This is a genomic window from Modicisalibacter ilicicola DSM 19980, from assembly GCF_900128925.1.
Lineage (GTDB): Bacteria > Pseudomonadota > Gammaproteobacteria > Pseudomonadales > Halomonadaceae > Modicisalibacter > Modicisalibacter ilicicola.
In genome coordinates, this window is the sequence record NZ_FQUJ01000009.1 from 19,388 (window position 1) to 31,708 (window position 12,321).

The window sequence follows — 12,321 nt, forward strand, 5'->3', positions numbered from 1 at the left end:
CCAGGGCGATCAATCGAAGGGGCTGGCGTAACGGCTGTAATCGAAGGCCTGCATGCCCTCGCCGTTGCCAGGCGACGCGGGCAGCTCGAAAGCGCCCTGGCGCGGGGCCCACTCGTCATCGTAGCCGTGAAAGGGGTAGGCGTACGGCCCCTTGGTCTGTTCGTCCGCGGAAGGCTCGACGATCACCGCCTGCATCTCGCCTCGTTGAGAGAACAGCACGTTGGACACATGACCGAAGCCGCTGCCATCTTCCTTGACGGCGTAGTCGCTGAGCAGCTCGGAGAGCTTCCATACCCGCGGGCCGGTGGCCACGTCGTCCTCGATCTCTGCCAGGTCCTGCAGGTCGCTCCTGGTGACATAGGCCTCGTCGAACAGCCCATAGTCCTCGACGTTGTCCTCTCGAAGCGGCGTCTTCAGGCCATCTTCGGCCAGCGTGACTTCCTCCCAGGGGATCGCGACATACTTGTCGCCCATGTTCCAGCTGCCGCCGACCCGGGCCACCAGAGCTAGGATACGGTTGTCGGCACTGATCAGCGCGTTCTCGACGCTGCCGATCTCGCCATCCTCGGCGCCCTTCACTACCGCCTCCATGAGGCGGTCGGCCCTGAAGCCGCCGGCTTCGTAGATCCTGTCGTAGCTCCAGTCGCTGACAGGAGTGATCTTCCTGCCCTGATCCTGGCCGTCGCCGGACGAGCCGCCATCCTGGGCCTGGGCCAGAGAAGTGGCCGCAAGGGCGCTCAACAACAGGGCGAAGATGCGATTCCGTTGCATGAGAAGACTCCATTCACAGTGTCGTTTTACCCTGGCTTTCAAGCGTTCGGGTCATTCGTCCCAGAGCCCGGGATAATCCTCGTACTTGAACTGCGGTACCTTCTTCACGTCCTCCAGGAGGTGAGGAACCTCGTAGCTGCTGGCGTCGGGCGACCAGCCCTGTTCATAACCGTAGAACGGATAGGCAAAAGGCCCCCGTGCCGGGGCCTCTCCTCCGGCACTGACGACCACGGCCTGGATCTTTCCACTCTCGGAGAAGAGCACGTCCTTGACGTAGCCATAGCCTGAGCCATCCTGCAGACGCGCGTAGTCATTGATCAGCGCCGAGAGTTTCCAGGCCCGTGGCTCCTTCCCTGAAGTGTCGCCACCCGGTTCCTCGGCCTGGTCGCGCTCCTGCCCGGTGACGGGAAACTGGCCTTCGAAAAGGTCATACGCATCGGCGTTCTCCTCGTTGACCGGCACCTGAACGCCTTCCGGGGTGAGCTCGACGTCCTCCCAGGGCACTGCCACGTGGGTATCGCCCAGGTCCCAAAGTCCCCCGACCTCGGCGATCAGGGCAGCGATCCGCCCGTTCTCGCCGCTGATGAGGGCGTCCCTGACGTTGCCGATCTCTTCTCCGTCGCCGACACCGAACACTTCGATGCCCAGCAGGTCGCGACCGCGGATGCCGCCCTGCTGGTAGATCGCGTGGTAATCCAGGTCCTCCACGGAACGAGTCGTCATGTCGAGTCGGGCGCTCTCGGATGCCGAGGCTTGGCTGGATGGGCTGGTGCCGTCCTGGGCGAAGGCCGGCGGCGCCAGGGCAAGGGCCAGCACGGCGAGAGGATAATTCACTGAACGCATGGTAAAACTCCTTTTCATCAGGCGCCTGTTTCAGCCTAGACAGAGCAATGACGCGCTTCAACCTCCGTGCTTGCTGGCGAAGGCAAGACCGACTAACCAAACTGTTGTCTAGCTTGCCGCAACAAAAACACGCAGATCCGGGAGATATCACGTGCCTACCAGACGCAGACGTCAGGAAAGCCATGAAAAGGGGATGCCCCAGACAGGTCCGTCGCTGCTTGCCGGCGTCAGCCTGCCGGCGGCGGCGATCCTCGAGGCGCCACTGGCCCACAACCTGGCCTGGATGCAGCGCTTCGCTGACAGTCACCGGGCGCGCCTGGCTCCCCACGGCAAGACCACCATGGCCCCGGCACTGTTTCGGCGTCAGCTCGAGGCAGGCGCCTGGGGCATCACCCTGGCCACGGCGACCCAGTGCCGGGCGGCCTTCGTGCACGGGGTCGAGCGCCTGCTGCTGGCCAATCAGCTCGTCGGTGCGGCCAACATGGCGATCGTCGCCGAGTTGATCGAGGCCGGGGCGGACTTCTATTGCGTGGTCGACTCCGAAGCCAATGTTGCCGAGCTGGGACGCTTCTTCGCGGCACGTGGGCAGGATCTGAAGGTGCTGATCGAGTTGGGCGTCCCGGGTGGGCGTGCCGGCTGTCGCACCCATGAGCAGGCCTTCGAGCTGGCTCGGGTCATCGCTGTCGAGCCGGCATTGCGGCTCGCCGGGATAGAGGGGTATGAAGGCGTGGTGCACGGCGATGATCCCGAGCGGCGTATTCGTGATTATGCCGCTCGCTTGGTCGAGGTTGCCCAGACGCTGCACCGTGCAGGGCTGGTCGAGGTGAGCGAGCCGCTCATCACCGCTTCCGGTTCGGCCTGGTACGACCTGATCGCCGAAGCCTTCGACACGGCAGGGCTGCGCGAGCAGTTCACTCCGGTGCTGCGCCCCGGCTGCTACGTGACCCACGACCACGGTATTTATCGCGAGGCGCAACGGGGCGTGCTGGCGAGGCGTGTGGATCTGCGGAAGGGGCTGCGTCCGGCGCTGGAGGTCTTCGCCCAGGTACAGTCGCTGCCAGAGCCGGGCCTGGCCATCGTCGCACTCGGCAAGCGCGATATCGGCACCGACCGGATGCCCGAACCGCTGAGGCGCTACCGGGAAGGGGGGCGTGCCGGCGAGGCGCTCGACGTGACCGGCTGGGAGGTCACCCGGCTGATGGATCAACACGCTTTCGTGCGTCTGCCTCGTGGCGCGGATGACCTGCGTATCGGGGATATCGTGGCCTTCGGCACCTCCCACCCGTGCCTGACCTTCGACAAGTGGCGGCGGCTTTGCCTGGTGGACGAGCGACTCGATGTGAAAGAGGTGATGGAAACCCTCTTCTAGCCCCCTCTCGACCGCCGGACAAGGAGGCCCGAATGGCACGCAAGCAAGGAAAAACGCTCCCCGAGCGACTCGATCGCTGGCTCATCGTGCCGCTGCTGGCCCTCCTGGCGATCGCCTCGTTGCTGCCTCTCGTCGAAAGCAACCTCTGGTGGGTTCGCTATCTCGATTATCCCAGGCTGCAGATCGCCATCGCGCTGGCAGCGCTTATTGTCCTGCACATGCTGCTGGGCGGTTTCCGGCGCATGCGGGACTGGCTCGTCACGGCGTTGGCCGGTGTGGCACTGGCCTCGCACCTCTATTATCTCTATCCCTATGTGCTGCCGCTGGAAGTTCCTGCCGAACGTGTGGGCGCCTGCCCCGAAGCATCGCGGCTCAGGCTGCTCATCGCCAACGTGAAGAAGGCCAACGAGCATGCCGAGGCGTTGTTCGAGATCGTGCGCGATACCGACCCTGACCTGTTTCTGGTGATGGAGACCGATGCCTGGTGGGATCGTCGTCTCGATACCCTGAACGATGGCCTGCCTCATCGCATGCAGTACATTCCCCGGCGACATGCGGCCTACGGCATGCATCTGCTGTCGCGCTACCCGCTGCTCGAGCCACGCATCCGCTTCCGCTTCGATGAGCGTACCCCGGCGATCAACGCTCAGGTGCAACTGCCCGGCAACGAGGCGATCGACTTCCACGGCCTGCATCCGCGCCCGCCTCTGTACTGGTCCCAGTCGACCCTGGCGCGGGATGCCCAGCTGCTGGCCACGGCCCGGGATAGTCGCGACAACGGTGTGCCATCGGTTCTAGCCGGAGATTTCAACGCAGTCGCCTGGGAGAGCGTCTTTCGTCGCACCCTGCGCATCGGCAGCCTGCTCGACCCGCGGGTGGGCCGAGGCCTCTACCCCACCTACGACGCCCACAACCCGATCATCGCCTGGCCCCTCGATCACGTGATCTATCAGGACGAGCTCGGCCTCGTGACCTTCGAGCGCCAGCCGGATTTCGGCTCGGACCACTACCCGGTGTTCGTCGAACTCTGCCATCGTCCCGGACTTGCCGACAGGCAGGAGGCCCCGGCGCTTGCCGATGACGATCTGGGCGAGGCGAAGATAGCGATCGAGAAGGCCCGAGAAGAGGCCGACCAGGCGAGTGGATCATGAGGGGAGGACCGCCGACCGGTGTCGGCGGTCGCGAGTGCAACGCCGCGTCAACTATCCACGTCAACTATCGAAGTTGGCATCCGAATAGAGCGCGCGCAGGCGCAGGGTGTGCTCCACCTGCCGGAGGGCCTCGAGGGCCTGGGCGCCATAGGCCTTGTCGACATCGATGACCACGTAGCCGACCTTGTCGTTGGTCTGCAGGTACTGGGCGGCGATGTTGATCTGGTTCTCCGACAGCACGTGGTTGATCTCGGAGAGCACGCCGGGCACGTTGTCGTGGATGTGCAACAGGCGATGCTTGTCCGGGTGGGCCGGCAGCGAGACCTCGGGGAAGTTGACCGAGGTGATGGTGGTGCCGTTGTCGGAATAGGTGATCAGCTTCTCGGCCACTTCGATGCCGATGTTCTCCTGGGCCTCCAGGGTCGAGCCACCGATGTGCGGCGTGAGGATCACGTTCTCCAGGCCACGCAGCGGCGAGACGAACTCCTCGTTGTTGCCTTTCGGCTCGACCGGGAAGACGTCGATGGCCGCGCCCAGCAGCTTGCCGTTCTTCAGCGCCTCGGCGAGTTCCTCGATCACCACCACGCTGCCCCGGGAGGCGTTGATCAGGATGCCACCCTGCTTCATCAGGGCGATCTGCTCCTTGCCGATCATCCAGCGCGTCGAGGGCACGTCCGGCACGTGCAGGGTGACCACGTCGGCCCGGGCCAGCAGTTCCTGCAGGCTGCCCACCTGGCGGGCGTTGCCCATGGCCAACTTGGTGACCGCGTCGTAGTAGATCACGTCGAGCCCGACGGATTCGGCAAGTACCGAGAGCTGGGCGCCGATACTGCCGTAGCCGACGATTCCCAGGGTCTTGCCCCGCGCCTCGTGAGAATTCCTGGCCGACTTGAGCCAGCCGCCCTGGTGGGCACGGGCGCTCTTCTCGGGGATGCCGCGCAGCAGCATGATGGTTTCCGCAAGAACCAGTTCGGCCACCGAGCGGGTGTTGGAGTAGGGCGCGTTGAACACCGGGATGCCGCGGGTCAGGGCGGCATTCAGGTCGACCTGGTTGGTACCGATGCAGAAGCAGCCGACCGCGGTAAGCTTCTCCGCCGCGGCGAAGACACGCTCGTTGAGCTGGGTACGCGAGCGGATACCGAGGAAGTGGACGTCGCGGATCTTGTCGATCAGCGCCTCTTCGTCCAGGGAGGTCTGCAGGTGTTCGATATTGGTGTAACCCGCGTTCAGGAACTCGTCCACTGCGGACTGGTGGATGCCTTCAAGCAAGAGAACCTTGATCTTGCTCTTGTCCAGGGAGGTCTTGGCCATTTCTGATCAACCCTTACGGCGGCGGGGACCGCGCTCTCGATATGGTGTTTGGCTTGCTTGTCAAGCGGGGGCGCTATCGTAGCACAGCCAGGGAATATCGGGATGAAATCGCTTGCGGATCGACACCCGGACGCCGTCTCTTCCGCGACCGGGTGCGCATCGGGGGCAGACGCACCCCGGCAGGGAGTGTGTATACTATGCCTCCGGGGTGTCGCAGAGGCCGCAGTGCTCGAAGGCATCCCGTTCGATGGGGTTGGGCCCACCCCGGGTGGCCTACCTCGATGAGCCCGCTTGGACAGGCGAGTAGCGTGATGGCAGACACGGACAACCAGGCCCCCGAGGACTTTGCCGCCACCCTCGAGAGGCTCGAGGCGCTGGTGACGCGATTGGAATCCGGCGAACTGTCGCTGGAGGCGTCTCTTGCGGCGTTCGAGCAGGGCGTGAGGCTGAGCCGGGATGCCCAGCGGCGCCTCGACGAGGCCGAGCTGAAGGTGCGGGCCCTGGTCGAACAGCCCGACGGGTCCCTCGAGGAGGCGGCCTTCGACAATCCCGCGAATACGTTCGGAGACCAGGAATGAGTGTTGACGCGGCTGAACTGCCGCTGCGCCTGGATGCCGATCGGGCCCGGGTCAATGAAGTGCTGGCGGCGCTGTTCGCCGATCGTGACACGGTCGCGCCACGACTCGAGGCGGCCATGAGCCACGGTGTGCTGGGCAATGGCAAGCGCCTGCGGGCGCTGCTGGTCTATGCCGCCGGCCGTGCGGTGGGTGCCGAAGAGGATGAGCTCGACCCCGCCGCCGCCGCCCTCGAGCTGATTCACGCCTATTCCCTGGTGCACGACGACCTGCCGGCCATGGACGACGACGACCTGCGCCGCGGACAGCCCACCGTGCACCGCGCCTTCGACGAGGCCAGCGCGATCCTCGCCGGCGATGCCCTGCAGACCCTGGCCTTCGAGCTGCTGGCCGATGCCGCGCACCCGCGACTGGCGGCCATGATACGTGCCCTGGCCCGGGCCGCCGGCCGCGAAGGCATGGCGGCCGGACAGGCGCTGGACCTGCTGACGGTGGGCGATCGCCTGGATGTCGAGACCCTCGCCAACGTGCACCGCCACAAGACCGGGGCGTTGATTCGTGCCGCCGTGCGTCTCGGTGGACTGACCGGGGTCGCCGAGACCGATCCACGGCTGATGGCGCTGGACGATTACGGCGCCGCCATCGGGCTGGCCTTCCAGATCCAGGACGACATCCTCGATGTGGTGGGCGATACCCGGACCCTGGGCAAGACGTCGGGTGCCGATGCGGCCCGGGACAAGCCGACCTATCCGGCCCTGCTTGGCCTCGACGTCGCGCGTACCAAGGCCCGGGGGCTCCTCGAGGAGGCTCTCGACGCCCTGGCCCCGCTGGGCGATGCCGGCGCACCGCTCGCCGACCTGGCCTGTTACATGATCGAGCGCGATTACTGAAAGAGCCCTTATGAAGCTGTTCGACGAGATCCCCGTCGAGCGTCCGGCCACGCCGTTGCTCGACACCATCGATACCCCTGCCGCCCTGCGCGCCCTGAGCATGGTCCAGTTGCTCGAACTGGCCGACGAGTTGCGTGCCTACCTGCTCTATAGCGTCGGCTGCAGCGGTGGCCATTTCGGGGCGGGGCTGGGGGTGGTCGAGCTGACCGTGGCCCTGCATCAGGCACTCGATACCCCTCACGATCGTCTGGTGTGGGACGTCGGCCATCAGGCCTACCCGCACAAGATCCTCACCGGGCGTCGCGAGGCGATGACCTCGATTCGCCAGTACCGGGGGCTGGCGGCCTTTCCCCGGCGCATCGAATCCGAATACGACACCTTCGGTGTCGGCCACTCCAGCACCTCGATCAGTGCCGCCCTGGGCATGGCGCTGGCCGCGCGAACCCAGGGCAAGCAGCGTCGTGTCTGCGCGGTGATCGGCGATGGCGCCCTGACCGCCGGCATGGCCTTCGAGGCCCTGGCCCACGCCGGCCACGTCGATGCCAATCTGCTGGTGATCCTCAACGACAACGAGATGTCGATCTCCGAGAACGTCGGCGGCATGGCCAGCTATCTGGCGAAGGTCTTCGCCAGCCGCACCTACACCACGGTGCGCGAGAGCGGCAAGAAGGTGCTGGCGCATCTTCCCGGCGCCCTGGAGATCGCCCGGCGCACCGAGGAGCACATGAAGGGCATGGTCAGCCCGGCGACCCTGTTCGAGGAGATGGGCTTCAATTACATCGGCCCCATCGACGGTCACGATCTGCCCCGGCTGATCCATACCCTGCGTACCCTGCGCGATCTGGATGGCCCCCAGTTCCTGCATATCCGCACCAGCAAGGGCAAGGGCTTTCGTCCGGCGGAGGCCGACCCCATCGGCTACCACGCCATCACCAAGCTCGAGAAGGAGACCGCCACATCGGCGCCCAAGGCGCCTGCTCAGGGGCCCGCCGGGCAGCCGCCGGTAGCCCCCAGGGCCAAGCCACGCAAGTATTGCAGCGTGTTCGGCGACTGGCTGTGCGACATGGCGGCGGTCGACAAGCGGCTGATCGGCATCACCCCGGCGATGCGCGAAGGCTCCGACCTGATCCGCTTCTCCAAGGAATACCCGGAGCGCTATTTCGACGTGGCCATCGCCGAACAGCATGCGGTGACCCTGGCGGCCGGCATGGCCTGCGAGAAGATGAAGCCGGTGGTGGCGATCTACTCCACCTTCCTGCAGCGCGGCTACGACCAGTTGATTCACGATGTCGCCGTGCAGCAGCTCGACGTGACCTTCGCCATCGACCGGGCCGGGCTGGTCGGTGAAGACGGCCCGACCCATCACGGGGCGCTGGATCTTTCGTACCTGCGCTGCGTGCCGGGCATGGTGATACTGGCGCCGGCGGACGAGGCCGAATGCCGGGCGATGCTGAGTGCCGCATACCACCATGCGGGGCCGGCGGCGGTGCGCTACCCACGGGGCACCGGCCCCGGCACGGCGGTTCCCGACCATCTCGAGGCGCTCGAGATCGGACGCGCCGAACCTCGCCGCCGGGGCAAGCGCGTGGCGCTGCTCGCCTTCGGCAGCCTGAATGTGCCGGCCGCCGAGGCCGCCGAACGCCTCGATGCCACCCACCTCAACATGCGCTCGGTCAAGCCGCTGGATCGTGACGCCGTGCTCGAGGCGGCGCGCCACCACGACCTGCTGGTGACCCTGGAGGACAACGCGGTCGCCGGGGGGGCGGGCAGCGCCGTCAATGAACTGCTGGCCAGCGAAGGCGTTCGGGCGGGGGTGCTCAACCTGGGCCTGCCGGATGCGTTCATCGAGCATGGCAAGCCGGCAGAACTGCTCCGCGAGTGCGGGCTCGATGCCGAAAGCATCGAGGCATCCATTCGCCAACGTCTCGACCGGGAGGGACAGCGTGAATAGAGAGAACGACCGCTTCATCTTGCGGGGGGGCTCATGCTGATCGCCGTCATCATCGGAGGCGTACTGGGCTACCTGATCGGCGACCTGCTGGGCATGCTGATCGGTGCGGGGCTCGCCTACTGGCTCGTTCGTCGTCTGCGGCGCAGCCTCCTGGGCAGGCTGCTGGAGACGCAAAGACAGTTCCTGGACTCCACCTTTGCGGTCATGGGCTGCCTGTGCAAGGCGGACGGCCAGGTCACCCAGGCCGAGCTCGACGCCTCCCGGCGGTTGTGGGAACGCCTGCGTCTCAATGAGACCCAGCGCGAACGGGCCCGGGCGTCCTTCACTCGAGGCAAGTCGCCGGAGTTCGATCTGGACGCCGAGCTGGCGGTCCTTCGCCAGGTGACCAGGGGGCAGCAAGCTCTGCTGCAACTGTTCCTGCAGGTTCAGCTGTCGGCCATTGCCGCCGACGGCGTGCTGCATCCTGCCGAGCACGACATGTTGCTGCGGGTGGCGCGAGGTCTGGGCTTCAGCGAAGCGGATATCCAGCGGATCGAGGCCATGCTACGCGGTGGTTCCCAGGCAGCGGGCACCACGTCGGGGCAGTCCCTGGAAGATGCCTATTGCGTGCTGGGGATCGATGCCTCGGCCAGTGATGCCGAGGTCAAGCGCGCCTATCGCCGCCTGATGAGCCAGAACCATCCCGACAAGCTGGCCAGCAAGGGCTTGCCCGAGAGCATGCGCGAGGTGGCCAAGGAACGCACCAGTGAAATCAGCACGGCCTACGAATTGATCAGGAAGTCCCGGGAACGCCAGGCTGCCTAGAAGGCGCCGATGAAATGCCGGGGACTACACTGGGGATAACCCTCACGACGGTAACACGCCATGATCACCCTTTATTCCTACCCCAACAGTCGTTCGCTGCGGGTCGCCTGGACGCTTGAGGAGCTGGGCCTCGAGTATGCCTGCCGGTACGTCGATCTGGCCGCCGGCGGCGGGCAGGGCGCCGACTACCTGGCCCGTCACCCCGACGGCAAGGTGCCGGCCCTGCAGGACGGTGAACTGACCCTGTTCGAGTCGGCGGCGATCTGCCGTTACCTGGCCGAACGCTACGGGGAGGGGCGACTGCTCCCTGCCGAGCCCGAGCGCCGGGCGATCCTCGACCAATGGCTGTTCTTCATCGTCAGCGAGCTGGAGCAACCGCTCTGGACCCAGGCCAAGCACAAGTTCGCCCTGCCGCAGGAGCGCCGCGCACCGGCCGTGATTCCCACCGCCGCCTGGGAGTTCCAGCGCGCCCTGGCGGCGCTGCAGCGTGGGTTCGACGGCGAGGGCTGGCTGCTGGGCGACGACTTCACCATCGCCGATATCCTGCTGGGGCACACCCTGAGCTGGGCGCAGAGCGCCAAGCAGCCGCTGCCTGCCGTCCTGGAGGATTACCGCCAACGCTGCAACGCGCGGCCGGCGCGAGAGGAAGCTTGCCGTCGCGAAGAGGCGGCCCGGGAAGCGGGTGAATGAGCGATATGCAATTCGAACTCCTCTCCTTGTTGCCCCCGCTGCTGGCGATCGTCCTGGCACTGGTCACGCGCAACGTCATTCCCGCGCTATTCTGCGGTGTCTGGCTGGGCGCCACCATGCTCAACGGCTGGAACCCCGCGACCGGGCTCTATGCCAGCTTCGGCGACTTCATCATCCCCAGCGTCGGAGACGAGTGGAGCGCCACCGTATTGATCTACTGCGGCCTGTTCGGCGTGCTGATCACCATTCTGCAGCGCACCGGCGGCGCCCAGGCCATCGCCCGCAGCATCGCAACCAAGGTCAAGTCCCCTCGGGGCGCCCAGGGTGCGACGCTGGGCTTCGGCGTGCTGATCTTCTTCGAGGACTACTTCAACGCGCTGACCGTGGGCAGCGTCATGCGCCCGATCACCGATCGCATGCGAGTCTCCCGGGAGAAGCTCGCCTACATCGTCGACTCCACCTCGGCGCCCATGTGCCTGCTGGGGCCGGTCTCCACCTGGGTGGTGTTCGTGATGGGGCTGATCGGTACCCAGCTCAATGCGCTGGGGGTCTCGGGCTCCGAATACCTGATGTACCTGACGTCGATCCCGCTGAACTTCTATGCGTGGCTGACCCTGCTGATGATCCTGCTGGTGGTGATCACTCAATGGGATTTCGGTCCCATGGCCCGGGCCGAGCATCGTGCCCGCACCACCGGCCAACTGCTGGCCGAGGGCGCGCAGCCGCCCTCCGACGAAGAAGTGCGCGAGATGGCCGACGCTTCGTCCCAGGTGTCCCGCAAGCGCGACATGCTGGTGCCCATCGCGGTGCTGGTAGGCCTGATTCCACCGCTGTTCCTGTGGACCGGCGATTTTCCCGCCAACGACCTGGTGACCGCCGTGGGCGAGGCCGAGGGCGGCAAGTCGATCCTGATCGCGACCTTCCTCGCCTCGCTGGTGGGGCTGGCCATGGGCATGCAGCAGAAGCGCTTCGATTTCCGCGAGGCGATGGAGATCGTGGTCACCGGCTTCAAGAGCATGACGCTGGTTTACATCATTCTCACCCTGGCCTGGTCGATCGGCAGCGTCGCCTCGGAACTTGGCACCGCGGACTACATCGTGACCCTGGCCCAGCAGGGGATCTCGCCAGGCCTGATTCCCGTGCTGCTGTTCCTGATCGGTGCCGTGGTCGCCTTCACCACCGGCACCTCCTACGGCACCTTCGCCATCATGATCCCCATCGCGATGCCGGTGGCGGCGGCACTCGACCTGCCCCTGGCCCTGGCCATCGCCGCAGTGCTCAGCGGCGGCATCTTCGGCGATCACTGCTCGCCGATCTCGGATACCACCATCCTCTCCTCCGCGGGCTCCTCTTGCGACCACATCGACCATGTGCGCACCCAGCTGCCCTATGCGCTGAGTGCCGGCGGCTCCGCCATCGTCGCCTTCTTCGTCGCCGGGATGACCGGGTCGGCGCTCGCGGCGCTGGGTGCCGGTATCGTCACGCTGCTGCTGCTGGCCTATCTGCTGAGCCGGCTGTGGGGCAGTCGTCCAATCAGTAGCGACGTCCCTGAGGGCTGAACCATGGCCATAGCCTGCTCACATCGACGCCGCCTCGAGCAGCGGCTGTCTCGCAACGCCGTTCCCTCGCTGTACTGCGCATCGAGACGGCGATAGCGGACCCACATCCTTGAATTCAGGACGGAGGCAACGGACGGGCGACCGCCGAGATCACGGCTCGCCTAGTACCTCGGCCGACCAGACACGGTCGAACGCGGCTTCGGCCTCGCGCTGCACCGACTTCACGCTGGCGGCGTCTGGCGCTTCATATTCGCAGATCATCCGTCGCCGGTCGGCCGACCAGTAGCTGCGAATCCAGCGGACCCGGTAGAGATCGAGACACGGCATCATGCGCGCCTCGGTCGCTTTCAGCTCGGCGTCGGTCAGGGGTGTGGCGAAGTTTCGTTCAACGATGATGTGCAGCATGC

12 protein-coding genes are annotated in these 12,321 nt (G+C 66.0%); 8 read left to right on the forward strand and 4 right to left on the reverse strand.

From position 1 onward, the window contains the following. Positions 1-9 precede the first annotated feature (9 nt). Together BUA41_RS10975 and BUA41_RS10980 are read right to left on the reverse strand one after the other, a co-directional pair. Positions 10-771 carry a PRC-barrel domain-containing protein gene (locus BUA41_RS10975; RefSeq protein WP_245791902.1) on the reverse strand — a complete coding sequence of 254 codons (762 nt, stop codon included), beginning with the start codon at positions 769-771 and terminating at the stop codon, positions 10-12. 51 nt (positions 772-822) lie between these two features. After that, a complete protein-coding gene (locus tag BUA41_RS10980; RefSeq protein WP_245791903.1) occupies positions 823-1,614 on the reverse strand; it encodes a PRC-barrel domain-containing protein in 792 nt (263 codons plus the stop codon). Positions 1,615-1,807: 193 nt separating this feature from the next. Here BUA41_RS10980 and BUA41_RS10985 point away from each other — a divergent pair, with 193 nt between their 5' ends. Then, positions 1,808-2,983, forward strand: coding sequence for an amino acid deaminase (locus BUA41_RS10985; RefSeq protein ID WP_072822747.1), 1,176 nt, complete (start codon positions 1,808-1,810; stop codon positions 2,981-2,983). Positions 2,984-3,015: 32 nt separating this feature from the next. Beyond that, entirely contained in the window at positions 3,016-4,134 is a 1,119-nt protein-coding gene (locus tag BUA41_RS10990; protein WP_072822749.1) for an endonuclease/exonuclease/phosphatase family protein, read from the forward strand. A 60-nt stretch (positions 4,135-4,194) separates the two neighbouring features. Here BUA41_RS10990 and serA read toward each other — a convergent pair whose 3' ends face one another. After that, complete coding sequence (gene serA, locus BUA41_RS10995; protein ID WP_072822752.1) at positions 4,195-5,445, reverse strand: phosphoglycerate dehydrogenase; 1,251 nt, start codon at positions 5,443-5,445, stop codon at positions 4,195-4,197. 311 nt (positions 5,446-5,756) lie between these two features. Between serA and BUA41_RS11000 the strand changes: the two genes are divergently transcribed. From BUA41_RS11000 to BUA41_RS11025, 6 genes are read left to right on the forward strand one after another with little or no spacing between them, the layout of a single operon-like run. Continuing rightward, entirely contained in the window at positions 5,757-6,023 is a 267-nt protein-coding gene (locus tag BUA41_RS11000; RefSeq protein ID WP_072822754.1) for an exodeoxyribonuclease VII small subunit, read from the forward strand. Continuing rightward, on the forward strand, positions 6,020-6,910 hold the full coding sequence (ispA, locus tag BUA41_RS11005) for a (2E,6E)-farnesyl diphosphate synthase (RefSeq protein WP_072822756.1): 891 nt from the start codon (positions 6,020-6,022) through the stop codon (positions 6,908-6,910). The genes BUA41_RS11000 and ispA overlap by 4 nt, the downstream gene beginning before the upstream one ends. Positions 6,911-6,920: 10 nt before the next feature. Next, positions 6,921-8,861, forward strand: a complete 1,941-nt coding sequence (gene dxs, locus BUA41_RS11010) for a 1-deoxy-D-xylulose-5-phosphate synthase (RefSeq protein WP_072822758.1) — start codon at positions 6,921-6,923, stop codon at positions 8,859-8,861. 33 nt (positions 8,862-8,894) lie between these two features. Beyond that, on the forward strand, positions 8,895-9,665 hold the full coding sequence (gene djlA, locus BUA41_RS11015; RefSeq protein WP_072822760.1) for a co-chaperone DjlA: 771 nt from the start codon (positions 8,895-8,897) through the stop codon (positions 9,663-9,665). Positions 9,666-9,725: 60 nt separating this feature from the next. Next, a complete protein-coding gene (locus BUA41_RS11020) occupies positions 9,726-10,355 on the forward strand; it encodes a glutathione S-transferase family protein (RefSeq protein ID WP_072822762.1) in 630 nt (209 codons plus the stop codon). Beyond that, positions 10,352-11,914 carry a Na+/H+ antiporter NhaC family protein gene (locus BUA41_RS11025; protein ID WP_245791904.1) on the forward strand — a complete coding sequence of 521 codons (1,563 nt, stop codon included), beginning with the start codon at positions 10,352-10,354 and terminating at the stop codon, positions 11,912-11,914. Before BUA41_RS11020 ends, BUA41_RS11025 begins: the two co-directional genes overlap by 4 nt. 150 nt (positions 11,915-12,064) lie before the next feature. Here BUA41_RS11025 and BUA41_RS11030 read toward each other — a convergent pair whose 3' ends face one another. Further along, entirely contained in the window at positions 12,065-12,319 is a 255-nt protein-coding gene (locus BUA41_RS11030) for a DUF4242 domain-containing protein (protein ID WP_072822764.1), read from the reverse strand. Positions 12,320-12,321: the final 2 nt, after the last annotated feature.